A 20,083-nucleotide genomic window follows, 5' to 3' on the forward strand; every position below is an offset into this window, starting at 1 on the left:
TCTGCTCGTCGTTGCTATTGCCACTCGGCCGTGACAGTGCGGGCCTTGTCGATATCATCCGTCACCAGTATCAGCTGGTTGGCATGGTCACTGTACAGGATGATGATGTTGACCGATGCATCCCCCAAGGCGCTGCAGATGGCGCCAAGCTGACCCGGTACTTCCTGTTTCAGACGGCGCACCAGCACTTCACGTACGGCGACCACCTCCAGACCTGCCTGCTCTGCAGCCTGAGCCGCCCTGGCACCATTCTCAACCAGAAAATGGGCATGACCTGCTCCACCCGCAGTAAACATGCCCCCGCCTTCCAGGCTGACGCCTGCCCGTCCCATCAAGAGACCAAACTGCCCCAGCGAGCCCGGGTTATCGGGCAACATCACGTGAATATCGTACATCCTTGCCTCTCCTTTGCGATAAGAATCAGCAGATTAAGGGGGATGCAGCGGCAACGCTTCGATGGCGAGCGAAGTGTGCCCTTGTTGGGCGCATGGCCAGGATGCAAAGGAAGACTGGGGCACTGGCCTTATACCAAAACGGCGCCCGAAGGCGCCGTTTTGTTGATCCCCCACAAGTGCAGGTGGGACTGGCCAGGCTTGATCAGCCGGTATAGACAGGCAGCAGGCCCGCCATATTGAGCAGGTGGAAGAGGGCGGTCAGCACACCGAACAGCAAGACCCCCACTATCATCGGCAGGCCGCCCGGCGCGCGAAAGCCATCGCCTTTGCCGCCTTGCTCGCTCTTGCCGGCGCGCACCTTCCAGGCCAGCAGGGCCGGTATGATGCAGGTCCAGAGGGTCGCCACTGCGCCAGCGTAGCCGATGGCCATCAGGAAGCCGAACGGGAACAGCAGGGAGAGCAGCAGCGGTGGCAGGAAAGTCACGCCCCATGACTTGGCGCGGCCCTTGGGGCTGTTGTCGAACTTGAACAGATCCGCCAGATAGTCGAACACCCCCAGACCTACCCCGATAAAGGAGGAGAGGATGGCGGCCATAGAGAAGAGGTTGAGGGCGTTGGAGACGGCCTCCGACTCTATCACCGAAGCCAAGGCCTTGAGCAGCACGTCGACGTTGCCGCCCTGCGCCACCACGGGCCCGAACTCGCTGCGCGGCAGGTTGCCAAACACGCTCACCAGCCAGATGAGGTAGAACAGCAGCGCTATGGCGGTGCCACCGAGAATGGCGTAACGGGCACGGCGCTCCTCACCGTAATAGGCGCGCATGGAGGAGACAGAGTGGTGATAACCGAACGAGGTCAGTGCCACCGGCAGCATGGCAAGCGCATAGGGTGCATAGCTGGCGTGCTCGCTCAGGGTATCGAACAACAGGGTCGGCTTGATGTTGAGGGAAAGACCCGAGATGCCGAACACGAAGCTCAGCCCCATGGCGATGACCAGCACGACCGAGATGCGATCCACAGCCCGGGTCGAGTGCCATACCAGCCCGGAGAAGCCCAGGGTGAACAGAACTGAGGCCCAGTGGCTGCCGATCCCCGTCATCCCATCTATGATGAGACCGGCCGAGGTGATGTAGGCGTAAAGCAGTATGCCACCGACGAAGTAGACGGTGATGTTGTTGAGGGCGTTGACCTTCTCTCCCAGCAACTCCCGGGTCACGGTATCGAACGACACCCGCAGCGGATAGCCCTGATAGGATTCCAGCAGCATCCAGCCGGAGACCGTCATCACCACCATAGTCAGGGTAATGGCCAGGATGGACCAGATGGTCCAGGCGCCCGCCCCGGCACTCGGCAAGCCCAGCATGCCGGCCCCCACACAGACGCCGGCAATGATGCATGCCCCGCCCACCAAAGATGGTTTCTGTCCCATTTACTTCTCCAAAGACGATTGTTGATCTGATCGCGACCGCGGACCGTTGCATTTGCTACGCCGGTTGTCATGGTAGATCGCGCTCATCTATGCTGCCGGCGCCCAGTGCTTGCTGCTTCGAAAGCGAAGCAAGGTGTGACCGGGGCTAGCTGCCGGCACGACATGGCAGCAGGGCCATCATGTCGGGGAAGGGACTTTACCCTGCTACCCCTCAGGTATCAAATGCGGATGCATCTTCAGAGCGCCCGGCGGCCCCTCAACAGACCGCCTGCAACTGGCGCATCGGTACTCAATGAGCCAGTTGGGGCAACAGCTGTAGCAGCTGAGCCCGCACCGCCAGCGGTGTCTGGCTGACCCAGATATCCAGCAGGCCGTAGGAGAGCAGCGGCAGTATCAACAACAGCAGGCAGAGCATACCCAGCAGCCAGCGAGGAGTGAGCCTGCTCGTTTTGCTGCCAAGGTGCAACGCATCGGCCCGTTTGGGGCAGGCGGCGACACAGCTCAGGCAGCTGCTGCACTCCAGACTGCGCACCGCGATCAGCTGATGTACCTGAATGCGGGACGGGCAGGCCCGGCTGCACTTGTCGCAGTCATGGCCAACGCTTCGCAGGCAGCGGGCCGGGTCGCGGCGAATGCGCAGCGGGGTCAACAAGCCCAGCAGGGCGAGCCAGGCGCCGTAGGGGCAGAGGTAGCGGCAGAAGCCCTGCCGAAAAAGGGTAGTGAGCAGAAACACCCAGCTCAGACAGAGGCCGGAGATGAGGTTCAAATTGAAGAAGAAGGCGCCCATCTTCATGTCCGCCGCCTGATGATAGGGACTGGCGAGATAGCCGGGCAGGGCGGCAGCGGGCACCGCCAGCAGAATGATGAAGAGCAAAAAGCCGAGTACCAGGAATTTCTGGGAACGCAGCACGGCATCGAGCCAGCGCGGCGGCGTCCACTCCCCCGCCATTAATCGACTGCGCAGACGATGCAGCCACTCACCCACCAGCCCGATCGGGCAGAACCAGGCGCAGAAGGCCCGCCCCAGCAGCAGGGCCGACAGGCAGAGCACCAGCACTGTGATGGTGGCAGCCGGATGATGGGGGTCCACTATGCCCTGACTGAGCCAGGCCCGCAGCCCGAGCCCACCGGCGATGGGCAGGAAGCCGTCGACCACGTCCGGACGCACCAGCCAGGGAGGTATCCCCTGCCCCAGTTGCCAGATATGCAGGCCATACTGCACAGTCACCAGCCCCCAGCAGAGCAGCAGCAGATGGCGGGTCCACTCCCGCAGCGGCTGGCTGTTGATCTCGCTTGGCATCGGTAGCGGCTTGTAGCGATGAAACAGGCTGAGGGTGCCAACCACCAGCCCCAGTGCGAGCCAGAGGGTGAGATCCGCCGCCACCAGCCAGCCGACGAGCAGCAAGCCGATGGAGAGGCGCCATGACCAGCCGGGCCCGGCCTGCCATTGCAACAGGACCAGATAGACCAGGCCACCGGCCAGGGTCACGGCTTCGAACACACTCATTCTTCCCCCACAGCACTCATTCAACTCAGGGGCACAGAATAACCAACATCTGAGTTGATTATTTTGATCTGCATGGGCAGAGGGGGCCATTCACCCGGATTGGCCCCCACCCGTTCTCACCCTTTGCGGCTGTTGAACAGGGGCTGATCGGATTCTGCCTGCTCGGCCCAGAAGTGGATGTTGAAGCGGGCATCCTCCGACAGCTCGACCCTGTGCCAGTACTGGGGCGGGCTGGTGGCAAACTCCCCGGCCCGGATCACCAGGCTGACTTCGGGCTCCTCGGCCTGCTCGTCGGCAAAGCCGTGATAGGTGACTGTGCCCGCCATCACGCAGAGCTGGCCGAACACTCCGGCCGCCGTGTTGTGGTGGCTGAGCAGGGCCTGGGGCACATTCTTGCGGGTGAAGAAGGGGGTGGAACGACGCACCACCCAGTGAGACGGAATAAGTTGCATGGACATAGCAATTCTCCTCAAGTGGCCGGGTCAACCCGACCTGGTGTTATCAATGAATCAACGGGGCAACTGGCGCAGCAGCGGGAAGGCGGCACTCATCTGATCACCTCCCACCACGAAACCGCACAGCTCGCCATCCTCGCCGTGCGCCTCGGCCACCATGCCCTGGCTGTTCCAGCGGCACTGCCAGGTGAGATCCTCGCCCTTGGTGCGGCCCGCCAGCTGCAAGGGATAACGCGGCGTCTTCACCTTCACCAGCATGGACGGCAGGGTCAGTGGGGTCGGCATGCCAAGCAGGGTACGCGCCAGCGCATTGGCCCCCAGCACTATGGGTTGCAGGAAGGGGAGCAGCTGTCCCCGCCACTGGGCGCAATCACCCAGTGCGAAGATATGGGGAGCGCTGGTCTGCAAGCTGTCGTCGACCAGGATGCCGCGCTCGACCACGAGCCCGGCGGCTTGTGCCAGTACCAGATTCGGCTTCAGGCCGATGGCGGCGATCACCAGATCCTGCTCGCTGACGCGCCCGTTACTCAGGGTGACGCGCCAGCCATCGCCCGGCTGGGTATCCATCCTGGCGAGACCTGTCCCGAATTGCAGACTGACCCCCTGACTGCGCAGTGCCTGCTGCAGTGGCTGACTCAGCACTGCCGGCAACAGGGCGCTGAGCGGGCTGTCGGCCAGATCCACCAGAGTGACCTCGCGACCATCGCTCGCCATGTCCATCGCCAGCTCGCAGCCAATCAGTCCTGCCCCCAGCACCATGATGCGGCTGGCCTGCTGGATTGGCCCCTCGGCAGCGGCGTACTCTTGCAGGCTGTTGAGGGTCACCAGATGCTCACTGCCAGGCAGGTAGGGGCGGGCCGCACTGGCGCCGGTGGCCAGCACCAGCTGACCATAGGCAAACTCCCCCTGCCCGGTCATCACAATACGACGAGCGGGATCGATGCCAAGCACGGGACAGTGGGGCACCAACGCGATGCGCTGCTGCTCGGCAAAGTCGCTGCCGCTCAGCCGGGTCATGGCCGCTGCGGTGCAACCTCGGCTCACCACGTGGCTGAGATCCGGCTTGTTGTACTCGTCGCCGCTGTCGGCCGTGATGAGGCGGATGGGCTGCTCGGCATCCAGCTTGCGCAGGCTTTTGACCAGCTGCTGGGCAGCGAAGCCACTGCCGATCACCAATATCTCCCGGCTGACACCGGCCTCACTCAGAGTCGCAGCCTTCATACACAGGCCTCCACCGCGCAGGGCTCGAATACCTCCTTGCCGATGCCGCAGCCGGGGCAGAGGAAGCTGTCTGGGACCCGGGCCCAGGGGGTACCCGGAGCCACCAGCTGATCCGGCTCACCGAGGGCCGGGTCATAGATCCACTGGCAGACGGTGCAGAGCATGGGCTGGTCATCGTCCTGCTCGCAGGTGGTCGGGGCCACGCCGCGAGATGCCGGGATCTCCATCGCACCAGAAAAAGCGGGGACACTCATCTCAACCACAACTCCTGCCTCAACTACCGGAGCCGCTGCGGCGCTAGTTGTGATGATCGGACGGGGCGCCTCAAGCGGGTGCAGCGCCCACTGGCGGGCAAGCTGGCGGCCATGCTCACGACAGTCGGCCAGGGCCGAACCATCCGGGCGCCACTTGGCCTTGAGGGAGATGCTGATATCGAAACCCGCATCCATCAGCCGGGTTTGGATCCGGTCAACGGCGCCGCCAGTCCAGCCATAGCTGCCGAAGGCCGAGGCACGCTTGTTGCGAAAGCGCAGGCCGGTGATCTCTTCGAGCATGCCCGCCACCTTGGGCATCATGACGTTGTTCATGGTGGAGGAGCCCACCAGCACCCCTTTGGAGCGGAACACCTGGGTCAGGATTTCGTTCTTGTCGTGGCGCGCCACGTTGTAGATCTTCACCGCCACACCGGGGTCCACCTCGTGGATGCCCTGGGCAATGGCATCGGCCATCATGCGGGTGTTGTTGGACATGGAGTCGTAGAAGAGGGTGATGCGATCCTCCTGGTAGTGGTCGGCCCACTCCAGGTATTTCAGGATGATCTGGGTGGGATCGTCGCGCCAGACGATGCCGTGGGAGGTGGCCACCATGCTCACCGGCAGGTTGAAGCCCAGCACCTCCTTGATCTTGGCGGTCACCAGCGGGCTGAAGGGGGTGAGTATGTTGGCGTAGTAGCGCTGGCACTGCTCCATCAGCTCAACCTGATCCACCTCATCGTTGAACAGGTGCTCGTCGCAGTAGTGCTGACCGAAGGCGTCATTGGAGAAGAGCACCGCATCCTCCGTCATATAGGTCATCATGCTGTCGGGCCAGTGCAGCATGGGAGTCTCGATAAACACCAGCTGCTTGCCGTTGCCGATATCCAGGCTGTCGCCGGTTTTCACCGGGTGGAAATTCCACTCAGGATGATGATGGTGGCCAGTGATGGAATCGATGGCGTTGTGGGTGCAGTAGATGGGGGTGCCCGGGATGCGGGCCATCAGCTCTGTCAGGGCACCGGCATGATCCTCCTCGGCGTGGTTGATCACGATAACGTCGATGGAGGCGAGATCGATCTCGGCCGCCAGATTCTGCACGAACTCGCGGCTGAACTTGTGATCGACCGTATCGATCAGCACGTTCTTGCCTTCGCGGATGAGATAGCTGTTGTAGCTGGTGCCCTTGTGGGTCTTGTACTCGGTGCCGTGAAAGTCGCGCACCTCCCAGTCCCGTTGGCCGACCCAGTGAATGTTGTTTTTGACGTGAATGGTCATCAAGTTGTTCCTCAGAATGCAATAGCGAATGTGCGACTGAACGGACTATTGCAGTTGACGTGCCAACTCATAACTCATTGTTTTTATAGAAAACGTATTTCAGGCATTGTCATTTAGACACTTACCATTCATAGTCAAAAACACAAAGACATTGTCATTTGGACAATTCTCGTGATTTCAACCGACAGCCTGGCGCGCATCGCCCTCGACCTGCAACTCGGCATCTCCCATCAGGACAGGTTCCACCGTCTGATCCAGAGCGTGCGCAGCCTGCTGCACTCGGACGCCTCGGCCCTGCTGCGCTACGAGGGGGGCCAGTTCATACCGCTGGCCATCGACGGCCTGATGCAGGACGTGCTGGGCCGCCGCTTCGCGCTGGCGGACCATCCGCGCATGGAGGCCATCGCCCGTGCCGGTGACGTGGTGCGCTTCCCCGCCGACAGCAACCTGCCCGACCCCTATGACGGCCTGATCCCGGATCACGACGACTTCAGGGTGCACGCCTGCGTCGGCCTGCCACTGTTTTCGGATCAGACGCTCATCGGCGCCCTGACCATAGATGGCATGAACCCGACCCAGTTCGACGGCATCAGCGACGAGGAGCTGCGACTGGTGGGCGCCCTGGCCGCCGCCGCCCTCAGCAACGCCCTGTTGCTGGAACGGCTCGCCCGCCAGAGCAGCGAACCCCTCGCTCCCTCTACCCAGAATGGGCCGGGCCAGCCCGAGATGATTGGCCGCTCCCCGGCCATGGACCGGTTGCGCCACGAGATAAACGTGGTGGCGAGCTCCGAGCTGAACGTGCTGATCCTGGGGGAAACGGGGGTCGGCAAGGAGCTGATCGCCAAGGCGGTGCATCAGGGCTCACCCCGTGCCAGCGCGCCCCTTGTCTATCTCAACTGCGCCGCCCTGCCGGAATCGGTGGCGGAGAGCGAGCTGTTCGGCCACGTGAAGGGGGCCTTCACCGGCGCCATTCACAACCGGGCGGGCAAGTTCGAGTTGGCCGACAAGGGCACCCTGTTCCTGGACGAGATCGGCGAGCTCTCCCTGTCGCTGCAGGCCAAGCTGCTGCGGGTGCTGCAATACGGCGATCTGCAGCGCATCGGTGACGACACCCCCCTCAAGGTGAACGTGCGTATCCTGGCCGCCACCAACCGGGATCTGAAACAGGCAGTGGTCGAGGGGCAATTTCGAAGCGATCTCTACCACCGCCTGAGCGTCTTCCCGATCCACGCCCCCGCCCTGCGGGAGCGGCCGGACGACATCCCCCTGCTGGCCGGTTATTTTTGCGAACGCTGCCGGGTCAGCCTGGGGCTGGAGCGGCTGCGCATCGAGCCCAGGGCGCTGCAACTGCTCGGCAACTATGACTGGCCGGGCAACGTGCGGGAGCTGGAGCACGCCATCCACAGAGCCGCCGTGCTGGCGCGGGCCGAGCAGGGCAGTCAGGCCCCGGCACTGGATTGCCACCACTTCAACCTTGCCACCGGCAGCGCCCCCTCATCCAGCCGCATTCCTGTGGAACAGGCAGCGCAGCAGATGACGGCTGGCATGGGGCTGCGCACGGCTACCGATGCCTTCCAGCTCCGGCTGATCGAGCAGACCCTGGCAGCCCAGCACGGCAACTGGGCCGCCACCGCCCGAGCGCTGGAGATGGACGGCGGCAACCTGCACCGGCTCGCCAGACGGCTCGGCCTCAAGCCCTGAGACGCACCCCGCCCATAAACAAAACCCCCCTCTGACGAGGGGGGGGTCGTGGTGCCTATGCGATGACAGGTGCAACAGCATGGTCCATCAGTCGCGGGCACGGCGCAGGTGGTAGTCAACGTGATAGTCGTTGGCGTTGCGAAACATGATGGAGTAGTTGAGAAACTCCCCGTTCTCGCCATAAGAGAGGGAGGTCAGCCGCAGGATGGGCGCCCCCTGCTCGATATGCAGCAGCTCGGCCATCTGCCGGTCGGCCAGCACGGCGCTGAAGCTCTCGTAGTTGCCGGCGATGGGGAGCTGGCACTCGTTCTCGATATAGGCAAACTTGGAGCCCTCCAGATGGGCCACCGACAGGGTGCGAAACAGCCGCACCGGCATGTAGCTCTCCTCCACCAGCAGGGCCCGACCGTCCACAGAACGCACCCGGCTGGAGAAATAGACGGGCTCGTTTACCTTGACCCTGAGCTGGCTGGCAATCGCCGGTGGGGCCGGCATGGTACGAAACTCCAGCACCTTGCTGGTGAGCAGACGACCCTGATCGCGCATTAGCTCGGTAAAGCCGCTCAGCCCCTTGGTCTCATGCTGGACATCCTTCTTGGTCACATAGGTGCCGCTGCCGTGGCGCCGCGCCACCAGCCCCCATTCGATCAGCATGTCCACTGCCTTGCGCACCGTCATGCGTGACACGCCGAACTGGCTCGCCAGCATTTTCTCGCTCGGCAATACGTCTCCCACCCGGCAATCCGCGCCATTGACCCGGATACGCAGCCGATCTGCCACCGATTTATAGATCACTGATAGACCTCTCCCGGCCTGTACCCGCGGCCCTCTCATTCAGGGGCTCCAGGCTCAACCAATTGAAAATAAACAATTTTAAATTCAAATAAAACGACAAGAACGTCACAAAAACAAGATGTACAACAATATCTCAAAATTTAGATCTCTTTGTCTAAATAAGAGCATGCGCCGGATCACATAACCACCACATATTTCATGAGGGCTTGACTCATTGTTGTTAGGTTCAATTCAGCAACACAGACAACACCCCATCAAAAACTCTTTTAATAAAGGGACTATATATGCTCAGTCAAATTCAACGCTTTGGCGGAGCAATGTTTACTCCTGTACTACTGTTTCCATTTGCAGGTATGGTAGTGGGCATTGCAATCATGCTGAAAAATCCCATGTTCGTGGGAGAGGCGCTGGCAAACCCGCAAGGTTTGTTTTTTCAAATAGTACATATTATTGAAGAAGGTGGCTGGACCGTATTCAGAAACATGCCGCTTATATTTGCCATCGGCTTGCCGATTGGGCTGGCAAATAAGGCGCAGGCACGAGCTTGTCTCTCCGTCCTGGTCAGCTTCATGACCTGGAATTATTTCATCAATGCCATGGGGATGACCTGGGGCGACTATTTCGGGGTCGATTTCAGCCAGGCGGTCGGCGGCGAAAGCGGCCTGGCCATGGTAGCGGGGATCAAGACGCTGGATACCAGCATCATAGGGGCCATCGTCATCTCGGGTATCGTCACCGCCCTGCACAACCGCCTGTTTGATCGACAGCTTCCCGTCTTTCTCGGCATCTTTCAGGGCAGCTCGTTTGTCACCATCATCGCCTTCTTCGTCATGATCCCCTGTGCCTGGCTGACCCTGCTGGGGTGGCCCAAGGTACAGATGGGTATCGCTTCCCTGCAGGAGTTCATGCTGATCTCGGGCCCGCTCGGTGTCTGGGTCTACACCTTCCTCGAGCGCATCCTGATCCCGACCGGCCTGCATCACTTCATCTATGGCCCCTTCATCTTCGGCCCGGCCGCGGTAGAAGGCGGCATCCAGCTCTACTGGGCCCAGCATCTGCAGGAGTTCAGCCAGAGCACGCGTCCGCTCATCGAGCTGTTCCCCCAGGGTGGCTTCGCCCTGCACGGCAACTCCAAGATCTTCGGTGCCATGGGGATTGCCCTGGCCATCTACGCCACTGCCGCCCGTGAAAACAAGGCCAAGGTGGCCGGTCTGCTGATCCCGGCGACCCTGACCGCCATGCTGGTGGGCATCACGGAGCCGCTGGAGTTCACCTTCCTCTTCATCTCGCCACTGCTGTTTGCCATCCATGCCCTGCTGGCTGCCACCATGGCCACCGTCATGTACCTGTTCGGCGTCGTCGGCAACATGGGCGGCGGCCTGCTCGACCAGTTCCTGCCGCAAAACTGGATCCCCATGTTCCACAACCATGCCGGCATGATGTTTACCCAGATAGCCATAGGCCTGGCGTTCACCGGACTCTGGTTCCTGATATTCAGAAGCCTCATTCTGAGATTCAATTTAAAAACTCCGGGACGGGAAGACAGTGAAATAAAGCTTTATTCAAAAGCAGATCATCAGGCAGCCAAACAACAGCGGGGTGGTGATATTGCAACTCAAATCATCGAAGCACTCGGCGGCAGCAAAAATATAAGAAGCCTGAATAATTGTGCCACCCGATTAAGAATATCGCTGATAAATGCCAGCCAGGCTGCGGCAGATGACATTTTCAAACAACTGGGCGCCCATGGAGTAGTCCGTCATGGCGACAGCATTCAAATAATCATAGGTCTGCATGTGCCTCAGGTACGTGAAAATATGGAATCGATAATGAACAACCCCACTCAATCCTCTTCTTTCGTAACGGAGTCATGATCATGAAAAAATTCTCTGTAGTCATCGCCGGCGGCGGCAGCACTTTCACACCGGGTATCGTCCTCATGCTGCTCGAGAACCAGCATCGTTTCCCGCTCAAGGAGATCAAGTTCTACGACAACGATGGTGCCCGCCAGGAAGTCATCGCCGAGGCATGCAGGATCCTGCTCAAGGAGAAGGCACCCGAGATTGCCTTCAGCTACGGTACCGATCCCAAGGCCGCATTCAGCGAAGTGGATTTCGTCATGGCCCACATCCGGGTCGGCAAATACCCCATGCGCGAGCTGGACGAGAAGATCCCCCTGCGTCACGGCGTGGTCGGTCAGGAGACCTGCGGCCCGGGCGGCATCGCCTACGGCATGCGCTCCATCGGTGGCGTGCTGGAGCTGGTCGATTACATGGAGCAGTACTCCCCCAACGCCTGGATGCTGAACTACTCCAACCCGGCCGCCATAGTGGCGGAGGCAACCCGTCGCCTGCGCCCCAACGCCAAGATCCTGAACATTTGTGACATGCCGATCGGGATCGAGGGCCGCATGGCCCAGATCGCCGGTCTTAAATCCCGTAAAGAGATGCGGGTGCGCTACTACGGCCTCAACCACTTCGGCTGGTGGACCCGCATCGAGGATCTGGCAGGCAACGACCTGATGCCGACGATCAAGGAGCACGTCGCCCGCCACGGCTATGTGCCCAACAGTGCCAGCCATGCCGAGGCAAGCTGGAACGATACCTTCGCCAAGGCCAGGGATGTGTGGGCACTCGATCCGGATACCCTGCCCAACACCTATCTCAAGTACTATCTCTTTCCGGACTATGTGGTGGCCCACGCCAACCCTGAACATACCCGCGCCAACGAGGTGATGGAGCACCGCGAGAAGCAGGTATTCAGCGCCTGCCGCGCCATCGTCAAGGCGGGTCACTCAGAAGCGGGCGAGCTGGAGATCGACGAGCACGCCTCTTATATAGTGGATCTCGCCACCGCCATCGCCTTCAACACCCAGGAGCGGATGTTGCTGATAGTCCCCAACCGGGGTGCCATCAACAACTTCGACCCCGAGGCCATGGTCGAAATCCCCTGCCTGGTGGGCAGCAGCGGGCCCGAGCCCTTGCAGGTCGGCGATATCCCCCTGTTCCAGCAAGGCTTGATGGGCCAGCAGGTGGCCGTCGAGAAGCTGGTGGTGGAAGCCTGGGTCGAGCGCTCCTACCAGAAGCTGTGGCAGGCGATCACCCTGTCCAAGACTGTGCCGAGCGCCTCGGTGGCGAAGGCCATCCTGGATGACCTGGTGGCCGCCAACAAGGATTTCTGGCCAGCGCTGCAATAAACCGCCAATAAACAAAAACCCCCTCGGTAAAGAGGGGGTTTTTCGTTGTGCCGACTATGCCGTGCAATACGGCATGGCGGTCAGCGCAGGGATTTGACCGAGCGACGCACGATAAGCTCGGGCTCTACCGTCATGGACTCGACTTCCAGCGCCTTGTTGCGGATACGGCTCACCAGATGCTTCACCGCCAGCAGGCCGAGCTCGGCCTTGGGGTGGCGTATGGTGGTGAGCGGCGGGCTGGAGAAGCGCGCCATTTCCACGTCGTCATAGCCGATCATGGAGATATCATCCGGCACCTTGACCCCGGCTTCCCAGGCTGCGCAGATAGCACCTATGGCCATGGGATCATCGAAGGCAAACACAGCCGTCGGGCGAGGCGTGAGGGCCAGGATGCGCTGCATGGCATCGAAACCGCTCTGGCTCTCGTAATCCCCTTCAAAGATCTGCTCCTCTTTCAGAGTCAGACCCTGCTCGCCCAGGGCATCGCGTACCCCGGCCAGTCGCTGCTGGGTGGTCGGCTTGGAGATTTGGCCCGTGATACAGACGATGTCCGTGTGACCCTGCTCCAGCAGATGGCGCACGGCCAGACGCGCACCGATGCGGGCGTTGTCATTGATCACGTTGGCGAAATCGCACTCGGTTCCCCAATCCAGCACCACTTGTGGCACATTCTTGTGGATGCGCAGCATGTCGCGCAGCGGGGTGTCGATGTCGGTCCCCAGCACCAGCAGGCCATCGACCCGCTTCTCCATCAGCATTCTCAGGTAATGCTGCTGGCGGGGCGGCTGGTTTTCGGTGTTGCACAGGATCAGACTGTAGCCCTGCTCGAAGCAGTAAGCTTCGACCCCTTGCACCACTTCCGCAAAGAAGGGGTTGGCACTGGTGGTCACCAGCATGCCTATGGTCTTGGTTGAGTTTATCTTGAGGCTGCGCGCTACCGAGTTGGGCGCGTAGTTGAGTTCTGCCACCGCCTCAAGCACTTTTTGGGTTGCATCTTCGCTAACCCGACGGGTGTGATTGAGTACATGTGAGACGGTGGAGATGGATACGCCTGCGCGCGAGGCGACATCCTTGATAGTGGCCATCTCTGTCTCCTGAATATCAAAGGCGGAACATTAGCAGATTTCCCGAATAAAGGCTTGGTTTTAACGGGCACTGCCAATGATTTGTCAATGCTGGCTAATCTAGGCGGTCACCTCCATTTGCGCAAACGGATTTTGGTCAAATTGGGAGCAGCATCAGAGTAAAATATCGTCAGTTTTTTCCTCTACTATTTGCTACCAGCACACCTTGTTGTGAAGATGTTAACTTGATAAATCAGCAGCAACACCCACTCGAACTAAAAATATCAGTTATTTATTTCAAAAAAGCCCTGTTCCCCCCTCTCTGGTTAGTATCTTTAACAGCTTGTTATTGCCCAGCGAGGAATGATAGAACCATACCTATTGCCGGACTGGCGGGATCCTGGTTCGGAATGACACACGGAAAATGAAACAATCCACTGATTAAGGGACGAATCGATGAATAAGTTGAGCAAAATTGCAGTCAGGACAGCGGTTTCTATGGCTCTGTTCGGATCGGTATCGCTGGCCCATGCGGCGGACACCATCAAGATAGGCATCGCCGGCCCTGTGACCGGCCCGGTCGCCCAATACGGTGACATGCAGTTCACCGGTGGCAAGATGGCGGTCGAACAGATCAACAAGGCTGGCGGTATCGCAGGCAAGCAGATCGAAGCCGTCATCTATGACGATGCCTGCGATCCCAAGCAGGCGGTGGCGATCGCCAACAAGGTGATCAACGACGGGGTCAAGTTCGTGGTCGGCCACCTCTGCTCCGACAATACGCTGCCAGCCTCCGACATCTATGAAGATGAAGGCGTGCTGATGATCACCCCTGCTTCCACCAACCCCAAGATCACCGAACGTGGCTACCAGCTGACCCTGCGCACCATTGGTCTGGACAGCGATCAGGGCCCGACTGCCGCCAAGTACATCATCGAGCAGGTCAAGCCCCAGCGCGTGGCCGTCATCCACGACAAGAAGCAGTACGGTGAAGGCATCGCCTCCAGCGTGAAAGCCTCGCTGGATAAAGCCGGCGTGAAAGTGGTGGCGTTCGAAGGCATCACAGCCGGTGACAAGGACTTCTCCGCCCTGATCGCCAAACTGCAGAAAGAGAACGTCGACTTCATCTACTACGGCGGCTATCACCCCGAGCTGGGTCTGATCCTGCGCCAGGCGGCCGAAAAAGGGCTCAAGGCCAAGTTCATGGGTCCGGAAGGGGTAGGTAACAAGGACATCTCCGCCATCGGTGGCCCGGCTTCAGAAGGCCTGCTGGTCACCCTGCCGAACAAATACGATCTGGTGCCGGCCAACGCCCCGCTGGTCGCCGCGTTCAAGGCCAAGGGACAGGACTCTTCCGGTCCCTTCGTCTGGACCACCTACGCTGCGGTGCAAACCCTGGCGGCCGGTATCGCCAAGGCCGGTGAAGATGACCCGGCTGCCGTCGCTGCCGCCATCAAGGCCACGCCGATCGAGACCGTCATGGGTACCCTGAGCTGGGCACCGAGTGGCGACCTGAAAGGCTTTGAATTCGGTGTGTTCCAGTGGCACGCCGACGGTACCTCCACTCAAGTCAAATAATCTGCCGGTCGGGGTGACGTGAGTCACCCCTCCCTTCTTGCGGGCAAGCACAGGGAACGTAGTATGTCCGAACACCTCCTTTACCTGGTTCAGCAACTGTTGAACGGGTTAACCATAGGTAGCACCTATGCGTTGATCGCCATCGGCTACACCATGGTCTATGGCATCATCGGCATGATCAACTTCGCCCACGGCGAGGTTTACATGATCGGCTCCTATGTCGCCTTTATGGTGATGGCCGGGCTCATGATGATGGGCATCGACAGCACCTTCCTGCTGCTGGGAGGCGCCTTCCTGGTCAGCATCATCATTACGGGAACCTATGGCTGGACCATAGAGCGGGTCGCCTATCGCCCGCTGCGGGGCGGCAATCGCCTCATCCCCCTCATCTCCGCCATCGGCATGTCGATCTTCTTGCAAAACATGATGCGAATGGCTCAGGGCTCGCGGGATATCGCCATGCCCACTCTGATCTCCGGGGGCTGGACCCTGGGTGGAGAAGACGGCTTTCAGGCCAGCCTCTCCTACATGCAGCTCATCATCTTCGTGGTGACCTTCATCACCATGCTGGCACTCACCCAGTTCATCGGCCGATCCCGCATGGGACGTGCCTGCCGGGCCTGTTCGGAAGATATCAAGATGGCCAACCTGCTGGGGATTGATACCCATGTGGTCATCTCCATCACCTTCGTGCTTGGGGCCACCCTGGCCGCCGTCGCTGGCGTATTGCTCGGCATGTACTACGGCGTCATCAATCCCTATCTCGGCTTTATGGCCGGGCTGAAAGCCTTCACCGCGGCTGTCTTGGGCGGCATCGGCAGCATACCCGGCGCCGTGCTCGGTGGCCTGCTGCTGGGGGTGGTTGAAGCCCTCACCGCTGGCTATCTCAGCACCGAATACAAGGATGTGATGGCCTTCGTCCTGCTGATCGGTGTCTTGCTGTTCATGCCCACCGGCATTCTGGGTCGTCCGGAGGTCGAAAAAGTATGAAACATCAATTTATTCATGCCTGCATCGCCAGCCTGGTGCTGATGGTGCTCTCCTTCTGGTTGCTTGGCTTTCGGCTCGAGACGGAAGGCAGCCAGTTGCTGGTCGTGAGCCGCCTCGACATATCGCTGGCCTGGCTGGTGGGCGGGGCGGCACTGGTGTTCTGGTTCCAGCTGTTGCGTGGCCAGATCGGCAGGTTGTTTCAGGCCTCCATCAGCGGCTTCTCCACCGGTTTCACCAAGCTGGTGCTGCCAAGCCCGGAAGAGGCGCCACGGCTCTACAATGTCACCGCCATTCTGGTGCTGCTGTTTGCGGTGAGCTGGCCCTTCATGGCCTCTCGCGGTGCCATCGATCTGGCGACCCTGGCGCTGATTTACATCATGCTGGGGCTGGGGCTCAACGTGGTGGTCGGTCTGGCTGGCCTGCTGGATCTGGGCTATGTGGGCTTTTACGCCGTCGGCGCCTACAGCTATGCCCTGCTCAACACCTATTTCGGCCTGAGCTTCTGGGAGTGCCTGCCCATAGCGGGGCTGATGGCCGCCACCTTCGGCTTTTTGCTCGGCTTCCCGGTATTGCGGCTACGGGGGGACTATCTGGCCATCGTCACCCTGGGCTTTGGCGAGATCATCCGCATCCTGCTCAACAACATGACCAGCCTGACCGGCGGCCCGAACGGCATCTCCGGCATTCCCAAGCCGACCCTGGCTGGACTGGAATTCAACCGTACCGTCAAAGATGGGGGCTTTGGTACCTTCCACGACTTCTTTGGCATCGCCTACAACGCCAACCACAAGGTGATCTTCCTCTATCTGATGGCACTGGTGCTGGTTGTCGCCACCCTGTTCGTCATCAATCGCCTGCTGCGCATGCCGCTGGGCCGAGCCTGGGAAGCGCTGCGGGAAGACGAAATCGCCTGCAAGTCCCTGGGGCTGAACCCCACCATCATCAAGCTGACCGCCTTCACCATAGGCGCCACCTTCGCGGGGTTCGCCGGCAGTTTCTTCGCCTCCCGTCAGGGGTTTATCAGCCCTGAATCCTTCGTCTTCATCGAGTCGGCCATAGTGCTCGCCATCGTCGTGCTGGGCGGCATGGGCTCCCAGATAGGGGTGGTACTGGCGGCCATCGTCATGACGGTGCTGCCGGAGCTGGCCCGTGAATTCAACGAGTACCGCATGCTGATGTTCGGCCTCTTGATGGTGTTCATGATGATCTGGCGGCCACAAGGACTGCTGCCGATGACCAGACCTCACCTGGAGCTACAAAAATGAGCGCGAATCAGAAGAAGTTGTTGGAAGTCTCTGATCTGTCGATGCGCTTTGGTGGACTGCTCGCAGTCAACGGCGTCAAGCTGGATGTCGACAGGGGGGAGGTCATCTCCATCATAGGGCCGAACGGCGCGGGCAAGACCACAGTCTTCAACTGCCTGACCGGCTTCTACCGCCCGAGCGGCGGCACCATCCGCTACAAGGGCGAGGAGATCCAGGGGCTGCCCGGTCACCTCATAGCGCGCAAGGGAATTGTGCGCACCTTCCAGCATGTGCGGCTGTTCAAGGAGATGACGGCGGTGGAGAACCTGCTGGTTGCCCAGCACAGGCACCTCAACACCGGCTTTATCGCCGGTCTGTTCAAGACAGCGGCCTTTCGCCGTGCCGAGCAGGAGGGGCTGGAACAGGCCGCCTTCTGGCTGGAGAAGGTAGGGCTCAAGGATCTCGCCAATCGGGCTGCCGGCAACCTGGCTTATGGTCAGCAGCGCCGCCTCGAGATCGCCCGCTGCATGGCGACCCGGCCCGACCTGCTGATGCTGGATGAACCGGCCGCCGGCCTCAACCCGAACGAAACCGATGAGCTCAACGATCTCATCATCAGCCTGCGGGACGAATTCGGCGTCTCCGTGCTGCTGATTGAGCACGACATGAAGCTGGTGATGGGCATCTCCAACCGCATCTTCGTGGTCAATCAGGGGACACCGCTGGCCCACGGCAAGCCGGATGAGATCCGCAACAATCCGGCTGTGATCAAGGCCTATCTGGGCGAGTCGTAAGGAACACAAAAGATGTTAGAACTTCGCAACGTATCGACCCACTACGGCAAGATCCAGGCGCTGCACGACGTCAGCGTCGAGGTAAAAGAGGGGGAAATCGTCACCCTGATCGGCGCCAACGGTGCCGGCAAGACCACCTTGTTGATGACGCTGTGCGGCGAGCCCAAACCCAGCAGCGGCAGCATCTGGTTCGAGGGGGAGCAGATAAGCTCCCTCAGCACGGCCCGCATCATGCGCAAGGACATAGCCGTGGTGCCGGAGGGGCGCCGCATCTTCGCCCGCCTGACGGTGGAGGAGAACCTGCTGATGGGCGCCTTCTTCGTCGACAAGGAAGAGCAGCACGGCCTGCTGGATCAGGTGTTCACCCTGTTCCCCCGCCTGCACGAGCGACTGCAGCAAAGGGCCGGCACCATGTCCGGCGGCGAGCAGCAGATGCTGGCCATAGGCCGCGCCCTCATGAGCAAGCCGCGCCTGCTGTTGCTGGACGAACCCTCGCTGGGGCTGGCCCCCATCGTCATCCAGCAGATCTTCGACACCATAGAGCAGCTGCGCCAAAAAGGGATGACCATTTTTCTGGTGGAGCAGAACGCCAACCAGGCGCTCAAGCTGGCCGACCGGGGCTATGTGCTGGAAAACGGCCACGTGGTGCTGCAAGACTCGGGGGCTGCCCTGCTGGCCAACCCGGCCGTTCGGCAGGCCTACCTGGGTGGTTAACCCATGAGCAGGGCCAGGGCGGAGGCGGATCACCACAGCTTCTGGCGTGACCCTGCCCTGCCGTTCATAGAGGCGCGAGCGGTGCAGGATGGCCGCCGCGTCTGCTATGAAAAACACAGCCACGCCCATTTCTCCATTGGCGCCATCACGGGTGGTCACAGTCACTATCTCAACCAGCACACAAAACAGGAGGTCAACACAGGCACCCTGGTACTGATGAACCCGGAAGAGGTACATGCCTGCAACCCCATCGCCGATCACCCCTGGTCTTATCTGATGTTCTACCTCGATACCGACTGGCTGCGCGGCCAGCAGGAGGAAGCCGGGCTGGGGGCCCATTTTCGCCCCTTCGACATGACGGCCAGTCGGGATCCCGTGCTGTATGCAGGTTTGCTGCGCCTCTATCGTACTTTGCAAGATGACCAGCAAGATCGCCTCGCCAAGGAGGTCGTCTGTCACCAGTTCAGCCACCAGCTGCTGGCAAGGCTCACGCCCGCCAGATGGAGCGAGCCACCGCCCCTGCATCTGAGGCGCGCCGCCGAGCTGATAAAGGAAGAGTATGCGACGACCCTCACCTTGCAGCACCTAAGCACAGTCGCCGGGCTGACCCCATCCCACTTGGTGCGAGTATTCAGCCGCCATTACGGCATGACCCCGCACGCTTACCTGCTCAACCAGCGGATACGCCAGGCACGAACCTTGCTCGCTCAGGGACGGCCCCTGGTCGAGGTGGCATTGGCGACGGGCTTCTCCGATCAGGCCCACTTCCAGCGCCAGTTCAAGCGGCTGGTCGCCGCGACCCCGGGTCAATACCAGTCGCAGAGCCTTCCTCAAGGTTCCAGAACAAGGTAACCGGCACAGAGCAACAGCAACATGGCCATCGCCCGGTTGAACCAGCGCAAGCGGTGAGGCGAGAGCAAAGCTGCCTGCAGACAGCTGCCGACATAGGCCCAACAAGCGATAGAAACCAGACAGATCACCAGATAGAGGCTGGTAAACCACACTATCTGGCCCACATCGCCCACGGCTCCATAGGCCCCCATCCCCATGCTGGCCGCCAGCCAGGCCTTGGGATTGAGCCACTGCATCAGGGCGCCGTATAAAAAAGCGGGTGGCGTGCCGCCTTCACGCTCTATCTCTCCGCTGTCCATCATCAGCAGCCAGGCCATGTAGCACAGGAAGAGGATGCCTCCCCAGCGGATGCCACCGAGCGCCACTGGCCAGTGCGACAGGGCTGCGCCAAGACCCAGCCCCATCAGCAGCAACAACAGGATGAAACCCAGGGTGGCCCCCACCACATGGCGCAGGCTGGCGCGAAAACCATATTGCGCCCCCGCACTGAGGGCGACCAGATTGACCGGCCCCGGAGAGATGGACATGGCCAGGGCAAACCCGGCCATGGATAACAACAGACTCATTTCCATGGATAATGCTCGTTGAAGATATCGAGATCTCACCCTACCCATGAGCC

Annotated in this window: 18 protein-coding genes; 9 read left to right on the forward strand and 9 right to left on the reverse strand. The window is 60.6% G+C overall.

What is annotated here, in order from left to right:
* Positions 1-14: 14 nt before the first annotated feature.
* The 6 genes from GWQ31_RS19130 to norV form a co-directional block, all read right to left on the reverse strand.
* Entirely contained in the window at positions 15-395 is a 381-nt protein-coding gene (locus GWQ31_RS19130) for an amino acid-binding protein (RefSeq protein WP_256686300.1), read from the reverse strand.
* 202 nt (positions 396-597) lie between these two features.
* Positions 598-1,824: an aromatic amino acid transporter gene (locus GWQ31_RS19135; RefSeq protein ID WP_059113627.1), complete on the reverse strand. Its 1,227-nt coding sequence runs from the start codon at positions 1,822-1,824 to the stop codon at positions 598-600.
* A gap of 289 nt (positions 1,825-2,113) precedes the next feature.
* On the reverse strand, positions 2,114-3,331 hold the full coding sequence (locus GWQ31_RS19140; RefSeq protein ID WP_275910026.1) for a 4Fe-4S binding protein: 1,218 nt from the start codon (positions 3,329-3,331) through the stop codon (positions 2,114-2,116).
* 116 nt (positions 3,332-3,447) lie between these two features.
* Positions 3,448-3,789 (reverse strand): DUF1971 domain-containing protein, encoded by a 342-nt coding sequence (locus GWQ31_RS19145; protein ID WP_271787179.1) that lies wholly within the window; start codon positions 3,787-3,789, stop codon positions 3,448-3,450.
* 51 nt (positions 3,790-3,840) lie between these two features.
* A complete protein-coding gene (gene norW / locus GWQ31_RS19150) occupies positions 3,841-5,007 on the reverse strand; it encodes an NADH:flavorubredoxin reductase NorW (protein WP_275910027.1) in 1,167 nt (388 codons plus the stop codon).
* Entirely contained in the window at positions 5,004-6,536 is a 1,533-nt protein-coding gene (norV, locus tag GWQ31_RS19155) for an anaerobic nitric oxide reductase flavorubredoxin (RefSeq protein WP_275910028.1), read from the reverse strand. The genes norW and norV overlap by 4 nt, the downstream gene beginning before the upstream one ends.
* 171 nt (positions 6,537-6,707) lie before the next feature.
* Between norV and norR the strand changes: the two genes are divergently transcribed.
* Positions 6,708-8,237, forward strand: coding sequence for a nitric oxide reductase transcriptional regulator NorR (gene norR / locus GWQ31_RS19160; protein ID WP_275910029.1), 1,530 nt, complete (start codon positions 6,708-6,710; stop codon positions 8,235-8,237).
* Positions 8,238-8,324: 87 nt separating this feature from the next.
* Here norR and GWQ31_RS19165 read toward each other — a convergent pair whose 3' ends face one another.
* Complete coding sequence (locus GWQ31_RS19165; RefSeq protein ID WP_021139530.1) at positions 8,325-9,032, reverse strand: GntR family transcriptional regulator; 708 nt, start codon at positions 9,030-9,032, stop codon at positions 8,325-8,327.
* Between the two features lie 284 nt (positions 9,033-9,316).
* On the opposite strand from GWQ31_RS19165, the gene GWQ31_RS19170 reads away from it, so the two are divergent.
* Together GWQ31_RS19170 and GWQ31_RS19175 are read left to right on the forward strand one after the other, a co-directional pair.
* Entirely contained in the window at positions 9,317-10,906 is a 1,590-nt protein-coding gene (locus GWQ31_RS19170) for an alpha-glucoside-specific PTS transporter subunit IIBC (RefSeq protein ID WP_275910030.1), read from the forward strand.
* Positions 10,903-12,228 carry a 6-phospho-alpha-glucosidase gene (locus GWQ31_RS19175; RefSeq protein ID WP_206743569.1) on the forward strand — a complete coding sequence of 442 codons (1,326 nt, stop codon included), beginning with the start codon at positions 10,903-10,905 and terminating at the stop codon, positions 12,226-12,228. The genes GWQ31_RS19170 and GWQ31_RS19175 overlap by 4 nt, the downstream gene beginning before the upstream one ends.
* An 80-nt stretch (positions 12,229-12,308) precedes the next feature.
* On the opposite strand, the gene GWQ31_RS19180 is transcribed toward GWQ31_RS19175, so the two are convergent.
* Positions 12,309-13,313 (reverse strand): substrate-binding domain-containing protein, encoded by a 1,005-nt coding sequence (locus GWQ31_RS19180; RefSeq protein WP_005320642.1) that lies wholly within the window; start codon positions 13,311-13,313, stop codon positions 12,309-12,311.
* A gap of 435 nt (positions 13,314-13,748) precedes the next feature.
* Here GWQ31_RS19180 and GWQ31_RS19185 point away from each other — a divergent pair, with 435 nt between their 5' ends.
* The 6 genes from GWQ31_RS19185 to GWQ31_RS19210 all read left to right on the forward strand — a co-directional run bounded on the left by GWQ31_RS19185 (position 13,749) and on the right by GWQ31_RS19210 (position 19,464).
* Entirely contained in the window at positions 13,749-14,870 is a 1,122-nt protein-coding gene (locus GWQ31_RS19185) for a branched-chain amino acid ABC transporter substrate-binding protein (RefSeq protein ID WP_017411787.1), read from the forward strand.
* A 63-nt stretch (positions 14,871-14,933) separates the two neighbouring features.
* Entirely contained in the window at positions 14,934-15,860 is a 927-nt protein-coding gene (gene livH / locus GWQ31_RS19190; protein ID WP_005320646.1) for a high-affinity branched-chain amino acid ABC transporter permease LivH, read from the forward strand.
* Entirely contained in the window at positions 15,857-17,125 is a 1,269-nt protein-coding gene (locus GWQ31_RS19195) for a high-affinity branched-chain amino acid ABC transporter permease LivM (protein ID WP_005320647.1), read from the forward strand. Before livH ends, GWQ31_RS19195 begins: the two co-directional genes overlap by 4 nt.
* The gene (gene livG / locus GWQ31_RS19200; protein ID WP_087756853.1) at positions 17,122-17,898 is read left to right on the forward strand and encodes a high-affinity branched-chain amino acid ABC transporter ATP-binding protein LivG; all 777 of its coding nucleotides are present in this window, start codon (positions 17,122-17,124) and stop codon (positions 17,896-17,898) included. The genes GWQ31_RS19195 and livG overlap by 4 nt, the downstream gene beginning before the upstream one ends.
* A 12-nt stretch (positions 17,899-17,910) precedes the next feature.
* Positions 17,911-18,612, forward strand: coding sequence for an ATP-binding cassette domain-containing protein (locus tag GWQ31_RS19205; RefSeq protein ID WP_005320651.1), 702 nt, complete (start codon positions 17,911-17,913; stop codon positions 18,610-18,612).
* Positions 18,613-18,615: 3 nt separating this feature from the next.
* Complete coding sequence (locus GWQ31_RS19210) at positions 18,616-19,464, forward strand: AraC family transcriptional regulator (protein WP_275910031.1); 849 nt, start codon at positions 18,616-18,618, stop codon at positions 19,462-19,464.
* Here GWQ31_RS19210 and GWQ31_RS19215 read toward each other — a convergent pair.
* Positions 19,443-20,036, reverse strand: a complete 594-nt coding sequence (locus tag GWQ31_RS19215) for a LysE family translocator (RefSeq protein ID WP_275910032.1) — start codon at positions 20,034-20,036, stop codon at positions 19,443-19,445. The two genes, GWQ31_RS19210 and GWQ31_RS19215, sit on opposite strands and share 22 nt — an antisense overlap.
* Positions 20,037-20,083: the final 47 nt, after the last annotated feature.

Source organism: Aeromonas sp. 2MA4 (assembly GCF_029237305.1).
In the GTDB taxonomy this organism is placed as follows: domain Bacteria; phylum Pseudomonadota; class Gammaproteobacteria; order Enterobacterales; family Aeromonadaceae; genus Aeromonas; species Aeromonas salmonicida.